Source organism: Devosia geojensis (genome assembly GCF_000969415.1).
Classification (GTDB): Bacteria; Pseudomonadota; Alphaproteobacteria; order Rhizobiales; family Devosiaceae; genus Devosia; species Devosia geojensis.
This window is the reverse complement of record NZ_JZEX01000207.1, coordinates 1-24,619: the sequence shown is the minus strand read 5'-3', so window position 1 is coordinate 24,619 and position 24,619 is coordinate 1. Positions and strand designations below refer to the sequence as shown.

22 protein-coding genes are annotated in these 24,619 nt (G+C 67.2%); 9 read left to right on the top strand and 13 right to left on the bottom strand.

The window, feature by feature from the left end; genetic code table 11:
- Window positions 1-214 precede the first annotated feature (214 nt).
- The 3 genes from VE25_RS23135 to VE25_RS21385 all read right to left on the bottom strand — a co-directional run bounded on the left by VE25_RS23135 (window position 215) and on the right by VE25_RS21385 (window position 3,857).
- Window positions 215-388, bottom strand: coding sequence for a hypothetical protein (locus tag VE25_RS23135; protein ID WP_169749441.1), 174 nt, complete (start codon window positions 386-388; stop codon window positions 215-217).
- 318 nt (window positions 389-706) lie between these two features.
- Window positions 707-3,193: a sensor histidine kinase gene (locus VE25_RS21390; RefSeq protein WP_046110715.1), complete on the bottom strand. Its 2,487-nt coding sequence runs from the start codon at window positions 3,191-3,193 to the stop codon at window positions 707-709.
- Entirely contained in the window at window positions 3,183-3,857 is a 675-nt protein-coding gene (locus VE25_RS21385) for a response regulator transcription factor (protein ID WP_046110714.1), read from the bottom strand. Before VE25_RS21385 ends, VE25_RS21390 begins: the two co-directional genes overlap by 11 nt.
- A gap of 188 nt (window positions 3,858-4,045) precedes the next feature.
- Between VE25_RS21385 and VE25_RS21380 the strand changes: the two genes are divergently transcribed.
- Window positions 4,046-4,723, top strand: a complete 678-nt coding sequence (locus VE25_RS21380) for a hypothetical protein (protein WP_046110713.1) — start codon at window positions 4,046-4,048, stop codon at window positions 4,721-4,723.
- Here the strand turns inward: VE25_RS21380 and VE25_RS23085 are convergent.
- Window positions 4,720-4,887, bottom strand: coding sequence for a hypothetical protein (locus tag VE25_RS23085; protein WP_160300017.1), 168 nt, complete (start codon window positions 4,885-4,887; stop codon window positions 4,720-4,722). The two genes, VE25_RS21380 and VE25_RS23085, sit on opposite strands and share 4 nt — an antisense overlap.
- 165 nt (window positions 4,888-5,052) lie before the next feature.
- Between VE25_RS23085 and uxaC the strand changes: the two genes are divergently transcribed.
- From uxaC to VE25_RS21365, 3 genes are all read left to right on the top strand, one after another.
- Complete coding sequence (gene uxaC / locus VE25_RS21375; RefSeq protein WP_046110712.1) at window positions 5,053-6,471, top strand: glucuronate isomerase; 1,419 nt, start codon at window positions 5,053-5,055, stop codon at window positions 6,469-6,471.
- A 253-nt stretch (window positions 6,472-6,724) separates the two neighbouring features.
- Window positions 6,725-7,573, top strand: coding sequence for an aminoglycoside phosphotransferase family protein (locus VE25_RS21370; RefSeq protein ID WP_160300016.1), 849 nt, complete (start codon window positions 6,725-6,727; stop codon window positions 7,571-7,573).
- Window positions 7,574-7,595: 22 nt separating this feature from the next.
- Window positions 7,596-8,102, top strand: a complete 507-nt coding sequence (locus VE25_RS21365) for a CAP domain-containing protein (RefSeq protein ID WP_052732149.1) — start codon at window positions 7,596-7,598, stop codon at window positions 8,100-8,102.
- Between the two features lie 212 nt (window positions 8,103-8,314).
- Here VE25_RS21365 and glpK read toward each other — a convergent pair whose 3' ends face one another.
- Together glpK and glpD are read right to left on the bottom strand one after the other, a co-directional pair.
- Window positions 8,315-9,805 (bottom strand): glycerol kinase GlpK, encoded by a 1,491-nt coding sequence (gene glpK, locus VE25_RS21360; protein WP_046110711.1) that lies wholly within the window; start codon window positions 9,803-9,805, stop codon window positions 8,315-8,317.
- Between the two features lie 145 nt (window positions 9,806-9,950).
- Window positions 9,951-11,489, bottom strand: coding sequence for a glycerol-3-phosphate dehydrogenase (gene glpD, locus VE25_RS21355; protein ID WP_046110710.1), 1,539 nt, complete (start codon window positions 11,487-11,489; stop codon window positions 9,951-9,953).
- A 180-nt stretch (window positions 11,490-11,669) separates the two neighbouring features.
- Between glpD and VE25_RS21350 the strand changes: the two genes are divergently transcribed.
- Window positions 11,670-12,605: an AEC family transporter gene (locus tag VE25_RS21350; protein WP_046110709.1), complete on the top strand. Its 936-nt coding sequence runs from the start codon at window positions 11,670-11,672 to the stop codon at window positions 12,603-12,605.
- A 169-nt stretch (window positions 12,606-12,774) separates the two neighbouring features.
- On the opposite strand, the gene VE25_RS21345 is transcribed toward VE25_RS21350, so the two are convergent.
- The 3 genes from VE25_RS21345 to VE25_RS21335 form a co-directional block, all read right to left on the bottom strand.
- Window positions 12,775-13,566: a transglutaminase family protein gene (locus VE25_RS21345; protein WP_046110708.1), complete on the bottom strand. Its 792-nt coding sequence runs from the start codon at window positions 13,564-13,566 to the stop codon at window positions 12,775-12,777.
- A gap of 4 nt (window positions 13,567-13,570) precedes the next feature.
- Window positions 13,571-14,515 (bottom strand): alpha-E domain-containing protein, encoded by a 945-nt coding sequence (locus tag VE25_RS21340; protein WP_046110707.1) that lies wholly within the window; start codon window positions 14,513-14,515, stop codon window positions 13,571-13,573.
- 173 nt (window positions 14,516-14,688) lie between these two features.
- On the bottom strand, window positions 14,689-16,110 hold the full coding sequence (locus tag VE25_RS21335) for a circularly permuted type 2 ATP-grasp protein (RefSeq protein WP_046110706.1): 1,422 nt from the start codon (window positions 16,108-16,110) through the stop codon (window positions 14,689-14,691).
- A 179-nt stretch (window positions 16,111-16,289) separates the two neighbouring features.
- Between VE25_RS21335 and VE25_RS21330 the strand changes: the two genes are divergently transcribed.
- Window positions 16,290-17,219 (top strand): 2-hydroxyacid dehydrogenase, encoded by a 930-nt coding sequence (locus tag VE25_RS21330; RefSeq protein ID WP_046110705.1) that lies wholly within the window; start codon window positions 16,290-16,292, stop codon window positions 17,217-17,219.
- A 193-nt stretch (window positions 17,220-17,412) separates the two neighbouring features.
- Here VE25_RS21330 and VE25_RS21325 read toward each other — a convergent pair whose 3' ends face one another.
- Entirely contained in the window at window positions 17,413-17,784 is a 372-nt protein-coding gene (locus tag VE25_RS21325) for a cupin domain-containing protein (RefSeq protein WP_046110704.1), read from the bottom strand.
- Between the two features lie 156 nt (window positions 17,785-17,940).
- Between VE25_RS21325 and VE25_RS21320 the strand changes: the two genes are divergently transcribed.
- Window positions 17,941-19,581, top strand: a complete 1,641-nt coding sequence (locus VE25_RS21320) for an alpha-glucosidase (RefSeq protein WP_046110703.1) — start codon at window positions 17,941-17,943, stop codon at window positions 19,579-19,581.
- Window positions 19,582-19,772: 191 nt separating this feature from the next.
- Here the strand turns inward: VE25_RS21320 and VE25_RS21315 are convergent, their stop codons facing one another.
- The 3 genes from VE25_RS21315 to VE25_RS21305 are packed head-to-tail and all read right to left on the bottom strand — an operon-like array spanning window position 19,773 to window position 22,362.
- A complete protein-coding gene (locus tag VE25_RS21315; RefSeq protein ID WP_046110702.1) occupies window positions 19,773-20,075 on the bottom strand; it encodes a hypothetical protein in 303 nt (100 codons plus the stop codon).
- A 53-nt stretch (window positions 20,076-20,128) separates the two neighbouring features.
- Complete coding sequence (locus VE25_RS21310) at window positions 20,129-21,187, bottom strand: AbrB family transcriptional regulator (protein WP_046110701.1); 1,059 nt, start codon at window positions 21,185-21,187, stop codon at window positions 20,129-20,131.
- A gap of 5 nt (window positions 21,188-21,192) precedes the next feature.
- Entirely contained in the window at window positions 21,193-22,362 is a 1,170-nt protein-coding gene (locus VE25_RS21305; protein WP_046110700.1) for a M20 aminoacylase family protein, read from the bottom strand.
- Between the two features lie 384 nt (window positions 22,363-22,746).
- Here VE25_RS21305 and VE25_RS21300 point away from each other — a divergent pair, with 384 nt between their 5' ends.
- Together VE25_RS21300 and VE25_RS21295 are read left to right on the top strand one after the other, a co-directional pair.
- Window positions 22,747-23,508 carry an electron transfer flavoprotein subunit beta/FixA family protein gene (locus tag VE25_RS21300; RefSeq protein WP_046110699.1) on the top strand — a complete coding sequence of 254 codons (762 nt, stop codon included), beginning with the start codon at window positions 22,747-22,749 and terminating at the stop codon, window positions 23,506-23,508.
- The gene (locus tag VE25_RS21295; protein WP_046110698.1) at window positions 23,508-24,452 is read left to right on the top strand and encodes an electron transfer flavoprotein subunit alpha/FixB family protein; all 945 of its coding nucleotides are present in this window, start codon (window positions 23,508-23,510) and stop codon (window positions 24,450-24,452) included. Before VE25_RS21300 ends, VE25_RS21295 begins: the two co-directional genes overlap by 1 nt.
- Window positions 24,453-24,619: the final 167 nt, after the last annotated feature.

Genomic DNA, 24,619 nt, shown 5'->3' with positions numbered 1-24,619 from the left:
TGAGGGGAGGGATTGAGGGTGGGGGTGGTTCAGTAGGTCACCGATGGACCCCCACCCCCGACCCCTCCCCTCAAGGGGGAGGGGAGCTGAAAAGTAAAAGCCCGGATGCCGTGAGGCATCCGGGCTTTTGACCGCTCGACAGGCGTTCTGCGGGTGCACGCTCAACAGTTGCGGGAGGGAAACGCAACCGGAGCGACGCGCCCCGGGGAGACCATCAGAACTTGCCGATCGAGCGGAACTGGTCGGCGTCGATGCCGAGAACCCTGAGATCGCGGGCGCGGGGCGCGCGGCCGTTCTCGACGGCGGCTGCCGCAGCCGCGGCGCTGCCGATGACGTCGAGGAAATCGCCGACGCGGCCGAAAAGCGTGGTCTTGCGATGGGTGGTCATTTGGGGTCTCCTTGCGATGCCCAAGAAATGGGTTCGCAAGGCCCGGAGCGGTAGGCCACGGAGTGCACGCCAGCCATGCGCAGGGTGCGGGTTTGGCTCCCTCCATCCTCCCCCGCTGGGAAAATCGCATATGGCACGGCTCCCTTCTCCCCTTGTGGGAGAAGGTGGCGCGAAGCGCCGGATGAGGGGTCAGCCATGCGGCCATCGACGCCGGCATGCGCGGCAGCATCGCAGACCCCTCACCCTGATTTTCCGCTGAACGCGGAAAATCTGTCCCTCTCCCACAAGGGGAGAGGGGAGGGGGCTGTATCCGCCGTCTCACGGCTTCGGCGAGACGATCTCCTGCCAGGTCTCGAGGAACCTCGTGCGCCGCTGCCGGTCGAGCGAGACGAGGAGGGCAGGGCCGAGTGCGATGGGTTGGATGACACCGCGCCCGCGCGCCGCGATCGCCTCGCTGCTCCACGGCCCTTCCGCACCGGCGATCACCGCGCCGAGAGCCGTCTCGCCGGCCGCGACCGCCTGTCCGGCGGGCGAGAGCGAGAAATCGAGGAAGGCCTTGGCGAGCTCCGGGTTCCGCGCGTCGCGCGGGATGACCATGGCGCGTGTGAGCACGAGCACGTAGTCGTCGGGCACGATGATCTCGATGTTCGCCCCTGCCTGCTGGCGCGCGAAGGCATAGGAGCCCAGCACATTATAACCGAGCGCGAGGCTTCCATCGGCGACGCCGTTGAGGATCGCCGGGCTGGAGCCCGAAAGCTGCGCCGAGACGCGCCCGAAGGCGTTGGCGAGGCGCCAGAAGTTGGAGGAGATGAGCTGGTCCTGCGCGGCGAGGAGATAGCCGACGCCGCTGACCGCGATGTCGTACGTCGCGACCTTTCTGGAGAACCGCTCCGTCTGCGTTTCGAGAAGTTCGGCAAGCCGCAGGTGCGTGCGCGGCGCTTCCTCGGCCGAGACGAGATCGGGGTTGTAGATGATGACGGCCGGCTCGAAGGTGAAGCCGAAGACTTCGTTGCGCCAGCGCGCCCAGGCGGGCAGGTCGTCGAGAAAGGGGCTGTCATAGGCGAGGGCGTGCCCGTCATTGGCGAGCTTCAGCTGCAGGTCGGCGGCCGAGGAGACCATCAGGTCCGGCACCGGCGTGAGCGTGCCCTCGGCATAACGCTCGTACATCGGCAGCGTCTCGGTCTCCTCGTAGATGACGGAGACTTCCGGGCGCTGCGCCTGGAAGGCGGCGATGAAGCGGGCAAAGAGCGGGGTGTCGGTCGTGCCGACGATGGTGAGCGTCGTTCCGGCTCCGTCCGGGCGCGGGGCGGGGTAGGTCGAGGTGATGGCCTGCGCATCCGGCGCCGACGCGAATGCGAGGACCATGCCGGCGAGGAGCCCGAGCATCGCGGAAGCTGGCCGTTTCCGGCCGGCCGGCCGCTGGCGCTTCGCCACCACCGGCAGCACGACCTCGACGGTGAGCCCCCCGCCGTCGCGGTCGAGGAGCGCCAGAGTGCCGCGATGCGCCTCGACCACGCGCTTGACGATGGAGAGGCCAAGTCCCGAGCCGGTCTTGCCCGCGCCCGTTCCACCGCGCCAGAACCGCTCCACGGCCTTGTCCTTTTCGGCATCGGGAATACCGGGGCCACGATCGGAGACGGAAATGGACAGGTTCCCGCCCGTCAGCCGCGCGCCGATCTCGACCGGACCGGTGGAATAGAGCAGCGCATTGTCGACGAGGTTGCGCAGCATTTCGCGTAGCGCCACCCGGTCGCCGCGCAGTGACGCGGCCTGCGCTTCCTCGGTCAGGTCGGCGACCAGCCGCCGCGCCGCGTCCGGGTCGAGACGGTGGCGCACGTCGTCGACCACCGCGCCGAAGGGCAGGGGATCGGTTTCCTTCGATTCCAGCCGGTGCGAGATGGTCGCGTCCATGAGGAGCTGGGAGACGAGCTGGCTGGCATGCACCGCGCCCTGGTGGATGCGCGACACGCGCTGGCGCAGCGCCTGCGGGTCCGTCTCGTCGACGGCGATCTCGGCCTGGGCTCGCAGCGACGCGAGCGGCGTCCTCACCTCGTGGGCGGCTTCCGCGACCAACCCCGAGAGGCGTTCCATGGTGCTGCCGAGCCGTGCCATGAAGGCATTGAGGGCGGAAACGAGGTGGCTGACCTCGCTCGGCGCCGGCACGGCGAGCGGCGAGAGATCGTCGGGGGCGCGAGCGCGCAGTTCCTCCTCGAGCTGAGTCAGCGGCGCGAACATGCGCCCGATGCCGAACCAGACGAGACCGACGGCCAGCAGCGTCAGCGCGAACACCGGCACGATGGCGTTGCCGAGGATCTCGGCCGAAAGCGCCTCGCGCTCGCTCTGCGTCTCGGCGACGTGGATGGTGACCCAGTCGGCCGCATTCGCCGCCGAGGTCAGCCGCCCGACGCTCGCCACCCGCATCAGCTCGCCGCGATAGGTGATGTCGGCAAAGCTCGGATCAGTGCCCTGGACGCTGCCGAGCGCGGCGGCGAGGTCGTCGTAGCCCGTGACGAGCCGGCCGGCGGAATCCTCGACGGCATAGAACACCCGGTCGCGGCCGGAGAACATGGCAAAGGACGCTACCGGCAGCTCGACGATGATGCTGCCGTCCTCGATCTGAACCGCGCCGGCGATGGTGAGGGCCGATGCGGCCAGCAACCTGTCGAACGCCCGGTCGGACGCGCGTTGCGCATAGTCATGAATGAAGGCGATGAGCACCGCTGCTGCCCCCAGCAGCAGGGCGAGCGCCAGCGCCAGGATGCGCCGGCGGATGGAAAACGTCGCGGCGGGCGCCTCAGCGGTCATCTGGAGCCTTGGCGATGTAGCCGACGCCGCGCACCGTGCCGATCTCGATATCGGCGCCCTCGAGCTTGCGCCGCAGCCGCGAGACGTGGAGCTCGAGCGCGTTGATCGAGACGGCCTCGTCGAAGTTGAAGAGCTGGTTCATCAGCCGTTCCTTGGGCACCACCTTGTTGAGGTGGGTGACGAAGATCTCGAGGAGCCGGAACTCGCGCCGCCCGAGCTCCAGGTGCCGCCCGCCGACTGTGACGGCAAGGCCGGCGAGGTCGACCTCGAGATTGCCCGCCGCGATGGTGCTGGAGGTCTGCCCGCCGGTGCGGCGGATGAGGGCGCGCAGCCGCGCTTCGAGCTCGCGCAGGTCGAACGGCTTGACGAGGTAGTCGTCGGCCCCGAGGTCGAGGAGGCTCACCCGGTCGTCGATCTCCGAGCGCGCGGTGATGACGAGGATGGGCGCGGCGAACTTCTCCCGGCGCAGTTCGGCAAGCAGCGCGATGCCGTCGCGGCCGGGCAGCGTCAGGTCGAGCGCCACCGCGTCGAACGGTTCGCTGCGTGCCGTCGCCATGACATCGGCCCCGTCGCGCACCCACTCGACCGAATGGCCGGCGGTGCGCAGGCGCTTCTCGATGGCTTCGCCCAGATCCTCGTGGTCCTCGACCAGCAATATGCGCATGCGGCTTGTCGCTTTTCCCGTGTCGGTTGCGGTGACGCGACAGGATAGGGGTTCGCAGCAGTGCTGTCAGGAGTGGAATTGCTGGGGAGCAAGCGGCCGCCTACGGCAATACAACCTCCCGTCCCCTTTGCAATTTCTTGTGACATGGCCTTCTATTGAAGGTGGGGGGATACAGGAGACAAGGCCGGGTGTTTGCCGTCGATTGGATCGTGCTGGGCGTGACCGAGCTGGTGCTGGCGATTGTCGTTGCGAGCGCGGTGGCGGCGTTCCTGGCCTGGCGCATGCCGATGGCGCCGCTGGCGCCGGCGATCGTTGCCGGCGCAAGCGCCGCCGGGCTGGTGCTGCTCTTCGGCGGGGTCTATCCGGCCATCGTGCTGCTCGTCGGGGGTTGGGCCGTCGCGCTTGCCGGGCTCTTGTATGATCGGGCGATCATCAACCAGGTGGGGCTGGCGATCGCCGAGATCGTCATCGCCGGAGCGACGGTGGCGTTCTGCGTGCCGCTCCTTTCGCTGGGTGCAAGTACGGGGCTCGACGTGCCGCGCCCGTTGCTGCTCGTTGCCATCGCGATCGTCGTCGCGCTCTTCTCGCTCTGGCTGCGCCGCACCGACCGCCTGCCGGGGTTTCCCGCCGCCGTCGGAGCGTTCGTCGCGGCGGTGGTGACGTACCTCGCCGTCTGGCGCGGCGTGCCGCAGACCCAGTCCATCTGGTGGCTGGGAACGCTGGCGCTGTTGCTGGTTGGATTTTCGGTGGTGTCGCGCTCGCGGGCGGCGCCGTTCGCCGCCGCCGGCACCAGCTATGTGGCGCTGATGATCACGGTGCTCGTCATGGCCGTCGCCGCCCAGGCGGGACTTGCGGTGCGGCCTTAAACCATCTGGCCGAGGAACACGGCCGCGACGGCGATGATGGTCGCCGCGGCGAACCCGGCCGCCGTCAGCATGATCTGCGTGCCGTGCATCCGGCCGGTTTGCCGCGCCTGCCGGCGGGCTGCCGCGACCGCGTTGCGGATGTCGTCGAAATCGATGTTGGCCATCTCTGCCTCCCTCACGGGCATGAGCACGAGACGAGCTTAGATCGAAGCCGGGGTGGAGGGCGGAAGTTCCTGCCTAGTCAGTTAAAACTTTCATAAAATTCCATCCGCCTCCAATCTTGTATGGTAGATATTGCCTCCTCGCGGCGGACGTGCCACAAAGTCGGCATGACCGCTTCAGCTCCCCATCTCCACCCCGATCGTCTCCTGCCCGCTTCCGAGCCCGCCCGGGGCATCGCCCGCGAGATTTACGGGGCCGTGCGCGACCTGCCGCTCATTTGCCCGCACGGGCATACCGATCCGGCGTGGTTCGCGAGCAACGGGCGGTTCGCCGATCCGGCGGCGCTGTTCCTGACGCCCGACCACTACGTGCTACGCATGCTGCGCAGCCGGGGAATCGACTACGACGCGCTGGGCGTTCCGCGACGCGACGGCAAGCCCGTGGCCGATGGGCGCAGCGCCTGGCGGCTCCTGGCCCGGAACTACCATCTCTTTGCCGGCACGCCGTCGAAGACCTGGATCGACCATTCGTTCCTCTGGGCCTTCGGTATCGACAAGGAGCTGTCGCCCGAGACCGCCGACGAGATCTACGACATCATCGACGCTCGCCTCGCCGACCCGGACCTCTTGCCGCGCGCCCTGCTCGACAAGGCCAGGGTCGAGGTGATCGCGACGACCGAATTCGCCCTCGACGACCTGCCGCACCACCAGGCGATGGCGGGCGAGGGGCTCATTGGGCGGGTGCGCACCACCTACCGGCCCGACGACGTCACCGACGCCAGCCGCCCGGCGATCGCCGAGAACCTCAAGAAGTTCGGCGAGCTGACCGGCGAGGACATCACCCGCTGGACGGGGCTCATCAACGCCCACCGCCGCCGGCGCGAATATTTCCGCCGCTTCGGCGCGGTCGCGACCGACCACGGCGTGCCGACGGCGATAACCGCCGATCTTTCGGGTGCCGAGAAGCAGGCGCTGCTCGACAAGGTGCTGGCCGGCAGGCACGACGCCGATGACGCCGAGCTCTTCCGCGCGCAGATGCTGACTGAGATGGCGCTGCTCTCGGTCGAGGACGGCATGGTCATGCAGATCCACGCCGGCTCGCGCCGCAACACCGATCCGGCGCTCTTTGCCGAGCGCGGGCCCGACAAGGGCGCCGACATTCCCGGCCCGACCGACTATGTCGGGGGCCTCTCGGCGCTGCTCTCGCGCTGCGGCAACGAGCCGAATTTGCGGCTCATCATGTTCGTCCTCGACGAGACGACCTATGCGCGCGAGCTTGCGCCCATGGCCGGCTACTGGTCCTCGCTGATGATCGGTCCGCCCTGGTGGTTCCACGACTCACCCCAGGGCATCCGCCGCTATCTCGACCAGGTGGTCGAGACCGCCGGCTTCTACAACCTAGCCGGCTTCAACGACGACACCCGCGCGCTGCTTTCGATTCCCGCCCGTCACGACGTATGGCGGCGCGAGGTCAGCGGGTTCCTCGGCAACTGGGTCGCCGAGCATCGCCTGAGCAAGGCGACGGCCGCGGAGCTCGCCAAGCACCTGAGCTATCAGGCCGCCAAGGACGCCTACAGGATCGATTAGCCCCTCATCCGTCTCGCGCTTTCAAGCGCGATCCACCTTCTCCCACGAGGGGAGAAGGGGAGGTGTCTCATGCGATGTCACGGTGCAGAACTGCGCATGGTCAAGCTGGTGGCCACCCGCCCTTCTCCCCTCTGGGGAGAAGGTGCCCGCAGGGCGGATGAGGGGGATGTTCGGCCGCGCCGCCATCAAATCGGCACGAATCCATGGCGCCAGTGTCGAAGAAACCCGATTCCTGTGCTCTATTGACCCGATGGTGAATCAGTCTCCCCTCGAAACGGCGCTGAGCCGCGCCATGATCCGCTGGTCGCTGACCAAGTCGACGCCCGTCGCCGAGACGCCGCGAAGCTGGATTTTCCGCGTCGAGCAGAACGGGCGCAACGTCGCCGCCCTCAAGATCCTGAAGCCCGCCGCCTTCGAGGACGAGCGGCGCGGCGGGGCGCTGCTCGCCTGGTATGGCGGGGAGGGTGCCGCGACCGTCTTCGACAGCCATGGCGACACGGTCTTCATGGAATGGCTGGATGGCGTGCCGCTGGGCGACGCGGCGCGGAACGGACGCGATGACGAGGCGACGATTGCGATCGCCACGGTCGTCTCCCAGCTCCACAAGCCCAGGCCCGACGCGCCCGAGGACCTGACGCCGCTGCGCGAACGCTTCCGCTCGCTCTTCGAGACCGACGTGCGGGCGTGGCCCCATACGGCGCGGGACCTCTACGCCCGCTCCACCGGCATCGCCATCAGGCTCTTCGACAAGCCGTCCGCGCAGATTCCGCTGCACGGGGACCTGCACCACGACAACATCATCTCCTCGGGGCGCGGATGGCTCGCCATCGACCCCAAGGGGCTGATTGGCGATCCGGCCTACGAGGTCGCCAATACGTTCCTCAACCCTTTGGGCGCCGACAAGCTCGCCGCCGAGCCGAGGCGCATCGCCGCGCTCGCCGATGCGTTCTCGAGCCGGCTGGGGTTCAACCGCAAGCGCGTCCTCGGCTGGGCCGCCGCCCACGCCGCGCTCTCGGCCTGCTGGGATATCGAGGATGGCAACCCGATCTTCGGCCAGCTCGCCGTGCTGCCGCAACTGCTCGCCGCCTACGACCAGGCATGAGCCCTTCCTCCGGAATTCTTCCATGCACGCACTGAACCGGCGCGCCTTCCTCGCGCTCTCCGCCGCGGGCCTGCTCTCGGCCTGCGCCTCGACCGGGCCGATCGCGCCGGCTCCCCCGCGCGACCCGACGCAGATGACGCAGCAGGAGATCATGAGCGCCATCAACGCCGTGCGCGGCGCCAACGGCCTGGCGCCCTGGAGTTACAGCGTTAGCCTCGAGCAGGCGGCCCGCACCCATTCCAACCTGATGGCGGCCAGCGACAAGCTCTCCCACGAGCTCGGCGGCACGCTGCGCGAGCGGGTCACGGCGGCCGGGTATCTCGGCGCGGTGGGCGAGAACCTCGCCGGCGGGCACAGCGACATCGAACATGCCATCGCAGGTTGGCTGAACTCTCCCGGCCACCGCTCGACGCTGCTTTCCGACAAGTTCACCGAATTCGGCCTCGCCGCCTCGCGCGCGCCAAAGGGCAAGCTCTACTGGACGCTCATCGCCGGCGGCAGCTTCGATCCCTGGCGGGTGTGGATCTAGGGAACTGTGGCCTCCCCTGATTGAGAGGCACGGTTTCCCTTCTCCCCTTGAGGGAGAAGGTGCCCGAAGGGCGGATGAGGGGTCAGCTATGCTTCCCCAGGCACTTTGTCTGCGGCGGCATTGCTGACCCCTCACCCTGATTTTCCGCTGGACACAGAAAATCTGCCCCTCTCCCACAAGGGGAGAGGGGAGGGTGCCACACTGGAGCTCACTCACTCCGTAAGCGTGCGCCGCACGGCCCTGTCCCAACCCTTGAGCTTTGCCTTGCGGGTCGCCGCGTCCATCTGCGGGGAAAAGCGCGTGTCGCGGGCCCAGCGCTTGGCGAAGTCCTTGCCCTTGGGCCAGGCGCCGACCTTCATGCCGGCGAGCCATGCGGCGCCCAGCGCCGTGGTCTCGAGGATCTCCGGCCGGTCGACCGGCGCATCGAGGATGTCGGCGAGGAACTGCATGGTCCAGTCCGAGGCGACCATGCCGCCGTCGACGCGCAGCACCGTGTCGTTGCCCTTGCCCTTCCAGTCGCGGCGCATGGCATCGAACAGGTCGCGGGTCTGGTAGCAGACCGATTCCAGCGCCGCCCGGGCGATCTCGGCCGGCCCCGTGTTGCGGGTCAGCCCGTAGATGGCGCCCCGCGCCTCCGCGTCCCACCACGGCGCGCCGAGCCCGACGAAGGCGGGGACCATGTAGACGTGCTGGCCGGGATCGGCGCTGCGCGCCAGCGGCCCGGTTTCGCTGGCGTGCTTGACGAGCTTCAGCCCGTCGCGGATCCACTGCACGGCAGCGCCGGCAACGAAGATCGAGCCTTCGAGCGCATAGGTCGTCTTGCCGTCGAGCCGGTAGGCGATGGTGGTCAGGAGCCGGTTCTTCGAGCGCACCATGTCGGCCCCGGTGTTGAGGAGCGCGAAGCATCCCGTGCCGTAGGTGGATTTGAGCATCCCCGGTTCGAAGCAGGCCTGTCCGATGGTCGCGGCGTGCTGGTCGCCGGCAACGCCCCGGATGGGGATGGCAACGCCGAAGAGCGCCGGGTCCGTCTCGCCGAAATCGTCGGCGCAATCCTTGACCTGCGGCAGGATGGCGGCGGGGATATCGAGGAGCTTTAAAAGCTCGGCGTCCCATTCGTTGGTGCCGATATTGTAGACGAGCGTGCGCGCCGCATTGGTCGCATCGGTCGCATGCAGCTTGCCGCCCGTCAGCCGCCAGACGAGGAAGGCATCGATGGTGCCGAAGGCGAGCTCGCCGTTTTGCGCGCGCTTCCTCGCCCCTTTCACCTTGTCGAGCAGCCACTTGATCTTGGTGCCGGCGAAATAGGGGTCGAGCAGCAGCCCGGTCTTCTTGGTGAAGAGCGGCTCCTTGCCGGCCTTGCGCAACATGGCGCAGGTCGCGGCCGTACGCCGGTCCTGCCAGACGATGGCGTTGTGGATCGCCTTGCCGGTGGCGCGATCCCAGATGACGGTCGTCTCGCGCTGGTTGGTGATGCCGATGGCGGCGATGTCGGCGGCGGTAAGGTCGGCTTTCTTCAGGGCGGCCTTCACCGTCGAAACGACGCTCTGCCAGATCTCCTCGGGATCGTGCTCCACCCATCCGTCCTGCGGAAAATGCTGGGTGAACTCCTGCTGGCCGACGCCCTTCACCTTCTGGTCCTTGTCGAAGACGATCGCCCGGGTCGAGGTCGTCCCCTGGTCGATGGCCAGCACGTATCCGCTCATTCAAGATCCTCCACTTGCGGCGCTACAGGTTTGCCCCGAGTTCGCCTCGCCCCTCAATGTCATCCCGGCGAAAGCCGGGACCCAGTACACACTGAAAGCGCGATTCTTGCACGGGAGCAGAGGGGTCAGGCACTGAAACCAGCGTTTACTGGGTCCCGGCTTTCGCCGGGATGACATCGGGGGAAACGGCGATTTTTTGCGCCACATACCCCTCCAGCCGCTGGGCTTCGTCGGGCGTGATGCGCAGGCCGAGCTTGGTGCGGCGCCAGAGGATGTCCCTGGCCGAGCGCGCCCACTCCTCGGCGATGAGGTGATCCACCTCGCGCTGGTAGAGGTCGGCGCCGAAATGGGTGCCGAGGCCCCCGGGCGAGCGGGCATCGCCGAGGATTGCGCGGGCCTTGGTGCCATAGAGGCGCATCAGCCGGCGGATAAAGCCGGCCTCGAAATCCGTGTAGTCCTTGTGCAGCCGCCGCACTTCGGCGTCGAACGCCAGCGGTTCGAACTCGCCGCCCGGCAGCTTGCTGCCGGCCGTCCACGTCTCGCCGCGCTTGCCGAGGACGCTCTCGATCTTCTCCAGCACGGATTCGGCGAGCCTGCGATAGGTGGTGAGCTTGCCGCCGAAGACGTTGACCAGCGCGCCCGTCTCGGCGTCTCCCTCGAGCTTCAGCACATAGTCGCGCGTGGCTTCCTGCGCGGCGCTGGCGCCGTCGTCGAAGAGCGGTCGAACGCCCGAATAGGTCCAGACGATCTCCTCGCGCGCCACGGGATCGGCGAAATACTCGCTGGCGGCAGCCAGCAGATAGTCGGTCTCGCCATCGCTGATGGTGACATTCTTCGGGTCGGCGTCATAGTCCTCGTCCGTCGTGCCGATGAGGGTGTAGTCGCCCTCATAGGGAATGGCGAAGATGATGCGTCCATCCGCGTTCTGGAAGATGTAGCAGCGGTCGTGCTCGAAGAGCTTCCTGACCACGATATGGCTGCCCTTGACGAGGCGCACATTGTGCGCCGCGTTCTGCCCCAGCGCCTCGCGGATCACGTCGTCGACCCAGGGGCCGGCCGCATTGACGAGCATGCGCGCCCTGACCGTCTCGCGTCCGGCCGCGCCTTCGAGCTCGATGGTCCATCCGCCTGCCTCGCGCCGGGCGGAGACGACCCTGGTGCGCGCCTTGATCGTCGCGCCCCGGTCGGCCGCGTCGCGGGCGTTGAGGACGACGAGACGCGCGTCGTCCACCCAGCAGTCGGAATATTCGAAGCCCGTGCGGTAGCCGTCCTTCAGCGGCCGGCCGGTCTCATGGGTTCTGAGGTCCAGCGTCCTGGTTGGCGGCAACAGGCGCCGTCCGCCCATGTAGTCGTACATGGCAAGGCCCGCCCGCAGCACCAGCGCCGGGCGCAGGCCCCTGTGGTGCGGCAGGACGAACCGCAGCGGCTTGATGATGTGCGGGGCCATGGCCCACAGCACCTCGCGTTCGGCCAGCGCCTCCTGCACGAGGCGGAACTCGTAGTGCTCGAGATAGCGCAAGCCCCCATGCACGAGCTTGGTCGCCGCCGACGAGGTGCCCGAGGCCAGGTCGTTCATCTCGGCGAGCATGACCGAATAGCCGCGCCCGACCGCGTCGCGCGCAACGCCCGCGCCGTTGATGCCACCGCCGATGACGAAGACGTCGACGGTTTCTCCTTCGGCCATGGCGGGCACGTCCCTTGTTTCGTTTTGTGCGCGATTGTCTTTCGTTTGACCCTTACAGGCTTTCGGCTGGCCGTGCAATTGCCGACCCGGCGGCGATCCAGGCAAATGCGCCGCCCCGCCATTGACGCCTTCCGCTACCGGGTCTAGGCCAAGGCTACCATACCAGAAAGCGGACGGCCCATGCTCGCCATCGTCAACGTCATCGCCCCGATCTTCGCGTTGATCGGGCTGGGCTACTGCGCGGTCCGCTTCAAGCTCTTCCCGGCCAGCGGCATCGACAGTCTCATCGCCTTCGTCAACAATTTCGCGACCCCGTGCCTCCTTTTCTATTCGATGGTGACGAGCGACTTCCGCGCCGCGTTCAACCTCGCCATCATCGGGCCGTACTATTTCGGGGCGTTCGTGTGCTTTGCCGTCGGCATCTTCGTTGCCATGCGCTTTTACGGGAATACGAAGGGGGAGGGCGTTTCTTCCGGCTTCTCGGCCATGTTCACCAACACCGTGCTGGTCGGGCTGCCCATCGTCGCGCGCGCCTATGGCGAGGGGGCGATGCCGGTGCTGTTCTCGATCATCGGCGTCCACGGGGCGATCCTCATCACCGCGGGCATGCTGACCATGGAGCTGATGCGGCGCGACGGACGTCCCCTGGGCGAGGCGCTGCTGATCGCCGCGCGCCGCATCGCGCTCAATCCGCTGCTCTGGGGAATCGCGCTGGGGCTGATCGCCAACTTCATGGGGCTGACGCTCATCGAGCCGGTCGATGCGTTCCTGACCATGATGGCTTCGGCCGTGGTGCCCGCCGCGCTCTTCGGCATCGGCGGGGCGCTCAACGAATACAAGCTCTCCGAGAACTGGTCGCAGGCGCTGGTGCTCTCGCTCACCAAGCTCGTGCTGCACCCGGCCATCTGCTACGTGCTGATGGTCTGGCTGCTGCGCGTGCCGCTCGAGACCGCGCGCTACGGCATCCTGCTCTCGGCCATGCCCGCCGGCATCAACTCCTATGTCTTTGCCACCTACTACAATCGGGGCGTCAGCGTTGCGGCCAACACCATCCTCATCGGCACGGTCGGCTCGGCGCTGACCATCGCCATGTGGCTCTACCTGTTGAGCCTCTAGTCTCTGTCATGTTTTGACGGAAACGGGAGGCTCCCCTCCCCCTTGAGGGGAGGGGTCGGGGGGTGGGGGGAAGCTTGCGTGGTTCACGGACCCACCCCCACCCTCATTCCCTCTCCTCAAGGGGGAGGGAGGCGAAGAAACCGCAGATTCCAATAAAGCCTCACACGCTCTAGGCGGCCTCGACTCTCACTTCCAGCGTCTTGACGCCTTCGCCATCCGGCACGGCGCGCACCGGCGTCGTCGAGAGCGCGTCGAGCCCCACCGAGAGCCGGACGTGCCGTTCGGTGGGGCAGAGCTGCAGCGAGGGATCGAAGCCGATCCAGCCGAGGCCCGGATCGTAAGCCTCCGCCCAGGCGTGGGGCGCAGGCTTTTCGTCTGCGCCGAAGAGATAGCCGCTGACGTATCGGGCAGGGATATCGAGCGCGCGGGCGGCGCCGACGAAGCCATGGGCGAGGAGCGCGGCGTCGGCCTTGGGCGCTCCACTCGTCTGGGACTGGCTCTGCCCATCCTGGCTCTGCTGCTGACCGGCTTCGCTGCCGCCGAGCACCTCGCCGACCCGCGCCATCAGCGCATGGAGCGTCGCGATGCGGTCCTCCCTGGTGCTACGGAACTTGCCGTAGAGCGTCACCGGCACCCTGGTCAGCGTGGTGGCGCGCAGGAAGAGCGCCGGCACGGGCTCGCCGCCCGGCTTGCCGAGGACGCCGTTACGGTCGAACGTTTCGACGATCCCCGAGGCGGTGATGGCGAGGGGGCCGTCGGGGCGCATCTGGTTGACGAAGTGCACGAGGTTGCCGAAGGCGTCGACAAACCGGGCCGCGTTGCTGGTGCCCGGCGCCTCGACGCTCCAGCGCTCGAGCTTCTGCGTCGCGCCGCTCCCCGGCGTCAGCAAGAGCTGGAACACCAGGTTGTTGGTGTCCGGCGGCGGTGTCAGCGAGAGCGTGTGGCGGATGGCGATGCGCATGGGCCTAATAGAAATTGTAGCTCTCGGAGAGACACTCGGTCACGCGGTTGTTGCGTTCGATGAATTCGGTCAGGAACTCGTGGAGGCCGTGGGCGAAGATCTCCTCCATCGATGTGTTCTCGATCATGGCGCAGAGGTCGTCGACGACGTCGTGGCAGACGAGCCGCTGCCCGTAGAGGTCGGCGAGGGTGCCGAGCGTGTCCCTGATCATGCCGGCGCAGAAGATCAGCGAGCGCGGCATTTCCGGCTTGAGGATCAGGAAATCGGCGATGTTCCGCGCCTTGTAGCGGTCGTGATAGACGTGGCGGTAGCTGCGGTGGGCGGACGCCGCTCGCAGGATCAGCGTCCACTGCTGGATGTCGAGGTCGCCCCCGACGAGGTCGGCGCGCGGCAGCAGCACGAAATACTTCATGTCGAGGATGCGCGCCGTGTTGTCGGCCCGCTCGACGAAGTTGCCGGCTTGGGAAAAGGCGAAGCCGTCATTGCGCAGGATCGTGCCTAAGAGCGCCCCCCGGAACTCGTGGCTGCGCTGGCGCACCCATTGCAGCAGGCCAAGGAGCCGGGCGCCGCGCACGTCGCGCGGCTTGATTTGGCTGAATTCCAGCCAGGCTGCGTTGAGGCTCTGCCACATGTCGCTGGTGATGGCCGTCCGGACCGAACGGGCATTGGTGCGTGCCGCCATCAGGCACGACTTGACTGATGAGGGGTTCTCCTCGTCGAACACCATGAAGTGCGCGACCGTGTCGACGTCGGCGACCCGGCCCGTCTTTTCGAAGGCTTCGTCGACCTCGGCCGCCTGCATCATCGAAACGAGATGCTCGGCCTCGCCGCCCTCGCGGCGCGAGGTGAGGCTCATCTTGTAGCCGACCTCCAGGAGCCTCGCCATGTTCTCGGCCCGCTCCACATAGCGCGACAGCCAGAAGAGGTTCTGTGCGGTGCGTCCAAGCATTCTCAATTGGCCGCCATCCACGATCTGGTTGGGAAGGGAAGTCTTGCCATGCGGAGGCTTCCCCCCACCCTAGCCCTCCCCTCAAGGGGGAGGGGGCCTTCCGGTGAGTGCGGCAGCATGGTGCAGCGAGCCGCGGCCGCGTTCCTGCACGGAGGACCCAAGCGTCTTCATCCTCAATCCTCCAGCACCCACGTGTCCTTGGTCCCGCCGCCCTGGCTGGAGTTGACCACCAGCGATCCCTTCTTCAGCGCCACGCGCGTCAGGCCCCCGGGGGTGATGCGGATCTCGTCGCCGACGAGGACGTAGGGGCGCAGGTCCACGTGCCGCGGGGCGATGCCGGCGTTGACGTAGGTGGGGCAGGTGGAAAGGGCGAGCGTCGGCTGGACGATGTAGTTGTCGGGGCGCGCCTCGATCTTCTTCTTGAACTCGGCCTGCTGCGCCTTGGTCGAGGTCGGACCGACGAGCATGCCGTAGCCGCCCGAGCCGTGCACCTCCTTGACGACGAGGTCGCCGATGTTCTCGAGCACCCAGGCGCGCTGGTCGTCGTCGGTGCAGTTGTAGGTCGGAACGTTGGAAAGGATCGCCTTCTCGCCGAGGTAGAACTCGATGATCGCCGGCACGTAGGTGTAGACCGCCTTGTCGTCGGCAATGCCTGTGCCGGGCGCGTTGACGAGCGTGACGTTGCCCGCCCGGTAGGCGTTGAAGAGCCCGGGCACGCCTAGCATCGAATCGGGCCGGAAGGTCAGGGGATCGAGGAAGTCGTCGTCGATGCGCCGGTAGATGACGTCGACCCGCTCGGGGCCGGTGGTCGTCCTCATATAGACCTTGCCGCCGTCGACGAAGAGGTCCTGCCCCTCGCAGAGCTGCGCCCCCATCTGGTCGGCAAGGAACGAGTGCTCGAAATAGGCCGAGTTGTAGATGCCGGGCGTCAGCACCGCGATGCTTGGCGTGCCCGTCACATTGGCGGGCGCGACGCTTTCGAGCGTGCGTCTGAGGTTTTCGGGATATGTCTCGACCGGGGCGACCTTGATGCGCTGGAAGAGGTCCGGGGCGAGCTGCATCATCGCCTCGCGGTCTTCCAGCATGTAGGAGACGCCGGACGGGGTTCGCAGGTTGTCTTCGAGCACATAGAACTCGTCAGGCCCCACCCGCACGATATCGACGCCGATGATGTGCGAATAGACGCCGCGCGCCGGATCGACGCCCATCATGTCCGGGCAGAAGGCGGCGTTGTTGAGGATGAGTTTTGCCGGCACGCGCCCGGCTTTCAGGATCTCCTGGCGGTGGTAGATGTCGTGGAGGAAGGCGTTGAGCGCACGCACCCGCTGCTCGATGCCGCGCGAGAGCTTGCGCCATTCGGCCGCCGAGATGATGCGCGGGATCACATCGAAGGGGATGAGCTTTTCGGTGCCCTCGTCGGAGCCATAGACGGCAAAGGTGATGCCGAGCTTGCGGAAGATGCCTTCGGCATCCGCCTGCATGAGGCTGAGGCCGTTTTCCGGCTGCGCCTCGATCCACTGGGCAAGGGCACGATAGGGTTCGCGGACTGTCCCGTCCGGATTGTGCATTTCGTCAAACGGCGTAGCGTCGCCCATTCCGCTCCGATGTTGTTGCGGCTCCCATTCGCTTCATCATTGCTACACATTTGTCGCGCGCCGTCCAGCGGGTCGCTGCCGGTCAAGCGATTGGACGGATTTGCCTTTGTTGCGGGTCGACTTGTATGGAAGTGGAGGTTATCACCAAAGTTCGCCACTTCACTTCGAGGTCCTCGCCCATGCCCATCGAATTGCTTCAGACCCACAAGCTCCTCGACAGCTGCGAGGCGGCCATCGCCGAGCGCTTCACGGTCCACAAGCTGCACGAGGCCAGAGACAAAGCGGCGCTGATCGCCGAGGTGGCGCCGAAGGTGCGGGCCATCGCCGGCGGCAATGTCGACGGCAAGCTGATGGATGCGCTGCCCAAGCTCGAGATCATCGCCAATTTCGGCGTCGGCTACGACACCATCGACACCGCCGCCGCCAAGGCGCGCAACATCCGCGTGACCAACACGCCCAACGTCCTCAACGACGCGGTGGCCGAGATGACCGTGGGCCTGATGATCGCGCTCGCCCGCCGCATCCCGCAGGGCGATCGTTACGTGCGCGAGGGCAAGTGGCCGTCCGGGACCTTCGGGCTCTTTTCGGAGCTCACCGGCAAGACCGCCGGCATCCTGGGGCTCGGCCGCATCGGCAAGGAGATCGCGACGCGCCTCACCGCGATGAAGATGCGCATCGTCTATCATGGCCGCCACCGGCAGGAGGGCGTGCCCTACGTCTACTACAGCGACCTCGCCGACATGGCGCGCGACAGCGACTGGCTGGTGATCGTCGCGCCGGGCGGGCAGGGTACGCAGGGGATCGTATCGAGGACGGTGCTGGAGGCGCTGGGGGCGCAGGGCATGCTGGTCAACGTCGCGCGCGGCACGCTCGTCGACGAGGCAGCGATGCTGGAAATGCTGCAGTCAGGCGCCCTCGGCGGCGCCGCGCTCGACGTCTTCGAGAACGAGCCCAACATCCGCGACGGGTTCATGAGGCTCGACAACGTCGTCCTCGCGCCGCACCAGGGCAGCGCCACCCACCAGACGCGCCAGGCGATGGGCGCGCTGGTCGTTGCCAACCTCGACGCCCATTTCGCCGGCGATCCCTTACCGAGCGCGGTGGTGTAGCGCAAAAGCTCAACTACCACCAATGTCATCCCGGCGAAGGCCGGGACCCATCCTGAGATGCCTCGTCAGCCGCAAGGTGTATCGAAGGGCCAGGAACAACAACCGAGCCCTCCGGGCGCGTTGACGCGTTTAAGGATGGGCCCCGGCCTTCGCCGGGGTGACATCGGAGGGGAGGACAGTTTCGTGCCCAGCCCTATCGTCCTGTCCCGTAAAGCGCGTTCTCCTCTTCATCCACGAAGGTCTGTTCGATCGTCCCGGCGTCATGGATGCAGAGGATCTCGAGCCGGCCTTCGCCGATGTTCTTGAACCCATGCGGCACGTTGGGGGGCACGATGGCGATGTCGTTGACGCCGGCCTCGATCACCTGCGTGCCGGCCTGGATGCGGGCGCGGCCCTCTTTGACGATCCAGATCTCGGTATAGGGGTGCGTGTGCAGGCCCGGCCCCTGGCCGGGATCGTTGTCCACGGCAAAGAACGAGACATTGGCGCCGTATTCGCCGCCCTCGAACTTGATCGTGCGGCTCTTGGCTGGAGGCCTCTCGGCGGCGCGCAGCACGTGCATCATCGGGCTTCTCCCTCTTGTGTTGCATCGGCGCAGTCTCGGCGCAAATTGCGACCAATTCCAGCACCCGGGAACCGGTTATGCACGTGCACGGGGTTCCATTGCGCCCGCGCGATCCTCTAGGCTCGCCCCGCTGAGCAATGAATCCGGAGTGAGGTCATGGGCGACTGGTGGCGGGGCGGCATCATCTATCAGGTCTATCCGCGCTCCTTCATGGATAGTAGCGGCGACGGCGTCGGCGACCTGCCGGGCATCATCGCCAAGCTCGACTACATCGCAAGCATCGGGGTAGACGCCATCTGGCTCTCGCCGATCTTCCCTTCGCCCATGGACGACATGGGGTACGACGTCTCCAACTATGTCGACATCGACCCGCTCTTCGGCTCGCTCGAGGATTTCGACAGCCTCGTCAACCGCGCCCACGATCTCGGCCTCAAGGTCATCATCGACCAGGTGCTGAGCCACACGTCGGACCGGCACCCGTGGTTCATGGAGAGCAAGACGAGCCGCGACAACGCCAGGGCCGACTGGTACGTCTGGGCCGATCCGCTGCCCGACGGTTCGCCGCCCAACAACTGGCCCTCGGTCTTCGGCGGGCGCGCCTGGGAGTGGAACGCCACGCGCCGGCAGTATTACCTGCACAACTTCCTGATCTCGCAGCCCGATCTCAACTTCCACAACCGCAAGGTCCAGGACGCGGTGCTCGACGTCATGCGCTTCTGGCTCGACCGCGGCGTCGACGGCTTCCGCTTCGATACCGTCAACTTCTACTTCCACGACGAGAAGCTGCGTTCGAACCCCGCATTGAGGAAGCCCGAGCACTTGCCGTACGCGGTCAACCCCTACGACATGCAGCTGCACAAATATTCCAAGAGCCGGCCGGACAATGTCGCGTTCCTCAAGCGCATCAGGAAGCTCATGGACGAGTATCCGGGCACGACGACGGTGGGCGAGGTCGGCGACAGCCACCGGCCGGTCGAGATCATGGCCGAGTACACCTCGGGCGGCGACAAGCTGCACATGTGCTATTCCTTCGCCTTCCTCGACAAGTATTTCACCGCGAAGCACTTCCGCACCCGTGTCGAGCAGTTCTTCAAGGCGACGAGCGACGGCTGGCCGTGCTGGAGTTTTTCCAACCACGACGTCATCCGCCACATATCGCGCTGGGCCGAGCACGGCGCCGATCCCGCGAGCCTCGGCCGGCAGGCGGCGGCGCTTTTGATGACGCTCAAGGGGTCGGTCTGCATCTATCAGGGCGAGGAGCTGGGCCTGCCCGAGGCGGAGCTCCTCTTCGAGGAATTGACCGATCCGCCCGGCATCCGCTTCTGGCCCGACTACAAGGGCCGCGACGGCTGTCGCACCCCGATGCCGTGGGAGCGGGGCAAGGCGCCCAACGGCTTTACCACCGGCAAGCCCTGGCTGCCGGTCAAGCCTCCGCACTCGGTCCTCGCCGTCGCCGAGCAGGAGAAGGACGAAGGCTCGCTCCTCAACTTCTATCGGGCGCTGATCGCGTGGCGCAAGCAGCACCCGGTGCTGGTCGACGGCGACGCGACGTTCCTGCGCCTGCCCGAGCCGCTGCTGGGGTTCCGCCGGACGGACGAGGAGGGGCAGAGTCTGCTCTGCCTATTCAACCTCTCGCCCGAGGCGAGGGTGCTGCAGGTCTCGGGTGTCCGAAACGGGCTCGAGCCCGTCTCGAACGCCGCGACCCTCGACGGCAAGACGCTGGCGCTCGGCCCGAACGGCTATGCATTCCTCGCCGAGGGCAAGGAGAAGCCCGTGAAGGTGCGGGTGGCGGGCTGAGGGCTTTCGGCGCGCATCGCCAGCACATCCCCGACTGTCATCCCGGCGAAAGCCGGGATCCAGTAAACGCTGCAGATAGGGCTTCTGCGTTGCAACGGTGCGCACTCCGTTGAACCAGTGTGTACTGGGTCCCGGCTTTTCGCCGGGATGACAGCGGGTGGTGGTGTAAACTCGTGCCCTTCAGGGGCTGGTCAAAACACCTGCTGGTAGTTGTTCGGATCGTAGAACTCCATGCGCTCCCCGCCGCCCGGCTGGCGCACATAGGCGCGGATGCAGCCGTTCCAGCGGTCGACGCGCGAAGCATCGACGCCGCGGCGGCGCAGCGCCATCAGGTCGAACAGGTTGCGTTGGTCGGTCGACATCCTGCCGAACTCGAGGCCGAATTCGAGCTCGAGCCCCGGGGCGCCGTACCCGACGCAAAAGGGGGCGGCCTGGGTGGGCGCTGCTGCGAGCAGCGCCAGGGCGGAAACGACGGCGAAACGTTTGATGGACATGGCTAAAACCTCCGGCGCGCGAACCTTGGCGCGCAATTGTGGCAAAGTGCGGCTCATTCACCCGGCGCCGTGCGCCGCTCGGAGAGGCGGATGAGCACGACGACTGCGGGAATAGCAAAACTCAAGAGCAAGAGACGGATGACGTGGTGGGCGGCGACGAACGCCGTGTCGTAGCCGAGCGCGATGCCGAGCGCGCCCATGCCTTCGAGCGCGCCGGGCGCCAGCCCCACCCAGATCTGCCCGAAGGGCATGGCGACGAAGAAGCTGACGGCAAGGGCGACGAGGGTGGTGATGCACACCGTTAGCCCCGTCGCGACCAGCCCGCCGACGGCGGCCCTGGCGAACTCGCCGCGGCTGATGCCGGTGAAGCGCGAGCCGATGAGCGCGCCGGTCATGACGAAGGTGATGGTGACGAGCGGCGGCGGCATGGCCGTATCGAAGAGGCCGCCGAGCTTGGCCGCCGTCGCCGCCGCCATGGCCCCGAGGACGAATCCGGCCGGGATCTTCAGCCTGTCGAACGCCCAGCCGACCGCCGTGCAGCCGGCAGCGAGCAGCAGGAGCGTCGTGACGTCCATGATCTGCGGCGCAGGCGGGGCCGGAAAATGCTCGATCGGCAGGAAGAGCGTGCCGATGGGCACGGCGACGGTGAGGATGAGGATGCGGATGACCTGGATGATGACGATCTGGCGCGCATCGCCGACGCCCGCCGCCGCGATGCCCATGACGAAGGAGAGGTGGCCGGGAAACGAGGAAAGATAGGCCGTTCCCCGGTCGAGCCCGAAGAAGCGCGCCATCACCCAGCCGGTGATGGCGATGATGAGGACGAGCTCGACGACGAGCCCGGCCAGCGTCACCGGCCATTGCCCGATGAGCTGCAGGCTGTCGGCCGCGACCGTTGCACCCATCGACATGCCGATGAGCACGAACGCGACATCGCGCACCTTGTCCGGAATGCCGACCGGCGCCCCGGCCATGGCCGCGACCGTCACCGCCAGCGCCCCGCCCATCAGCCAGCCGGCGGGCAGGCCGAGCGCGTGGCCGGCGAATCCGCCTGCCGCCGAAATGGCGAACGTCAGTGCCGTTTGCGCCGTGGCCGCCGCGAGTGCGTTCATCGGTTCTACGCTGCCGGCAGCGCCCTCTCGACCAGCCGCACCCAGTAGCTGGCGCCAAGCGGGATGGCCTCGTCGTTGAAATCGTAGGTGTCGGTGTGCAGTTCGCTGGAATCGCCGTTGCCGAGGAAGATGTAGGCGCCGGGGCGCTTCTCGAGCATGTAGGAGAAATCCTCGCCGCCCATCGAGGCGTCGACCGCGTCGTCGATCCGGTCGGTGCCGACGATGTCGGCGGCGACCGCCGCGGCAAAGCGCGTTTCTTCGGCCGTATTCACCGTCACGGGATAGCCCGGCATGTAGTTGAATCGCGCCGTGGCGCCGAAGCTTGCGGCGAAATCGGGAACGAACTGCCGGAGCTTTTCCGGCAGGAACTCGCGCGTTTCCCGGTCGAGGGTGCGCATGGTGCCCTTGAGCCGGGCGGTGCGCGGGATGACGTTGAACGCCTCGCCCGCCTCGATGACCGTGACCGAGAGGACGGCGGGGCGCAGCGGATCGATGTTGCGCGAGACGATCGTCTGCATGGCGGTGACCAGCTGGCTGGCGACGATCACCGGATCGACGGTCGCGTGCGGGCGCGCCGCGTGGCCGCCCCGCCCTTCGATGTCGATGACGAACTGGTCGGTCGCCGCCATGATCCCGCCTTCGCGGATGGCGAAGTGTCCCAGCGGAATGCCCGGCATGTTGTGCATGCCGTAGACCTCCTCGATGCCGAAGCGCTCGAGGAGCCCGTCCTTGACCATCTCGCGCCCGCCGCCCCCGCCATCCTCGGCCGGCTGGAAGATCAGCACGGCCTTGCCCGAGAAATTGCGGGTCTCGGCGAGGTACTTGGCGGCGCCGAGGAGCATTGCGGTATGCCCGTCATGGCCGCAGGCATGCATCTTGCCGGGGGTGGTGCTGGCATAGGGCTTGGCCGTCCGCTCGGTGATCGGCAGCGCATCCATGTCGGCGCGCAGCCCGATGGTGCGGCCGGCGCCCTCGGTCCTGCCGTTGATGACGGCGACGACGCCGGTCCGCCCGATGCCCGCCACCACTTCGTCGCAACCGAACTGCTTGAGGAGTTCCTCCACCCGCCCGGCGGTGCGTTTGACATCGAAGAGCAGTTCGGGGTGGGCGTGGAAATCCTGACGCCAGCCGACGATCTCGGCCTGGAAATCGGCAATGCGATTGAGGATGGGCATAACAAATCCGAAGGGGAAACGAATGGGCGCCAATGTCGCCGTCCGGACGGAGGGCGTCAACACTTGGGCGGTGATTTTGTTTTGGGACGGGTCTGCGCGCAGCGCCCAGTGAGGGATGCGGGTTGATGGTAGTCCGCCGAGGGCGCCTCAACCACCGGCTGTCATCCCGGCAAAAGCCGGGATGACAGCCGGTGGTTGGAGAAAACTGCGGTGGCTTACCTGCTCCTGTCCTCAATTCCTCCTATAAGGCGCGAACACTCCCATGTCGCGAGCAGGCTTTTCCCCTCGCCACCATCCCTATGGGCGATTTTTTCGCTCCCGCGCTTGTCGTGCCGCCCGCGATTTGTCAGAAACCGCACGAGTTTGTGAGGAGGCTTGAGGCCGGTGAAGAAAATCCTCGTCACCGTCAAGCGCGTGGTCGACCACAATGTGCGCATCCGCGTGCGCCCCGACGGGTCGGGGGTGGAGACCAGCGGCGTGCGCATGTCGATGAACCCCTTCTGCAAGCATGCGGTCGAGGCGGCCGTTGCGCTCGTGGAGGCGGGCAAGGCCGAGGAGGTCGTGGTCGTCTCCATCGGGCCGAAGGCGTCGAACGACGTGATCCTCACGGCCCTCGCCATGGGCGGCACCCGCGGCATCCTCATCGAGACCGAGGCGGCGCTCGAGACGCTCGCCATCGCCAAGCTCCTTGCCGCCGTCGTCGCCGAGGAGCAGCCGGACCTGGTGCTGCTCGGCAAGCAGGCCGTGGACGACGATTCCAACCATGTCGGGCAGATGCTTGCGGCCCTGACCGGGTTTGCCCAGGCGACCTTCGCCTCGCAAATCGGGGTCGAGGAGGGCGCGCTGGAAGTGACCCGCGAAGTCGACTACGGCCGCGTCACCGTCTCCGTGCCGCTGCCGGCCATCGTCACGGCGGACCTGCGCCTCAACACGCCGCGCAATGCGGCGCTGCCCATGGTGATGAAGGCGCGCAGCAAGCCGCTGGCCGTGCGGCCCGCCGCCGATTTCGGCATCAGCCTCGCGCCGCGCCTGACCATCGAGACCGTCTCGCCGCCGTCCGAGCGCGAAGGCGGGCGCATCGTCGCCTCCGTTCCCGAGCTCGCCGCCGCGATCGCGCAGGATATCGCCGGAATGGAGGCGCTCTGATGGCCGTGCTCGTTCTTGCCGACCACGACCTCGGCCGCCTCTCGCCCGCGACGCCCCGCGTCGTCCACGCCGTCGCCGAGCTCGGCCCCATCGACGTGCTGGTGCTGGGCGAAGGCATCGACGAGGTGGCGGCGGAAGCCGCGGCCATCGCCGGCGTGCGGCGGGTGCGCGTCGCGCAGGATGCCGGGCTCCTCGGCCAGTCCGCCGAGGCCCTGGCGCCGATCCTTGCCGATCTAGCCGAAGGCTACACCCACATCGTCGGCTCGGCCGGCGCGGTCGGCCGCGATGTCTTCCCGCACCTTGCCGCCCGGCTCGACCTGATGCCGGTGACCGATGTCGTCGCCATTCTCGGACCCAACCGGTTCCAGCGCCCGATCTATGCCGGCAACGCCATCGAGACGGTGGTCTCCAACCAGGACAAGCACGTCCTCACCATCCGCGCCTCCGCCTTCCGCGCCGCCGCGCGCGGCAACGAGGCGGCGATCGAGCCGGTGCCGCACGGGGACGTGGCGGCGGTCGCCAAGTTCGTCGCCGCGCACCGCACGGAGGGCGACGTGCCGGACCTGGCGACGGCGCAGATCGTCGTCGGCGGCGGCGTATCGGTGGGTTCGGCCGAGGGCTTCAAGCTGGTGGAACAGCTCGCCGCCTGGCTCGGCGCCGCAGTCGGCGCCACCCGCGCCGCGGTCGATGCGGGCTATGCTCCCAATGACTGGCAGGTGGGCCAGACCGGCAAGATCATCGCTCCCGACCTCTATATCGCCATCGGCATCTCCGGCGCGCTGCAGCACCTCGCCGGCATCCAGGGCGCCAAGAAGATCGTCGCCATCAACACCGACGCGGAAGCGCCGCTCGTCAAGCTCGCGGACGTGGCGCTGATCGGCGATCTCTTCACCGTGGTGCCGGCGCTGATCGGGGAATTGGATCGGCTGGGAGTTCGTCGTTAACACACGCCCCCCCCACCACCGGGTCATCCCCGCGAAAGCGGGGACCTCCGTTGGCAGGACCAGTGGCATGGAACAGAGGATCCCGCTTTCGCGGGAATGACCCGGTGGGTGAGGGCAGTTCGTGCGGACTGTCGGGCCGGGTTCCCCTCCTGACCTCCCCCCACACC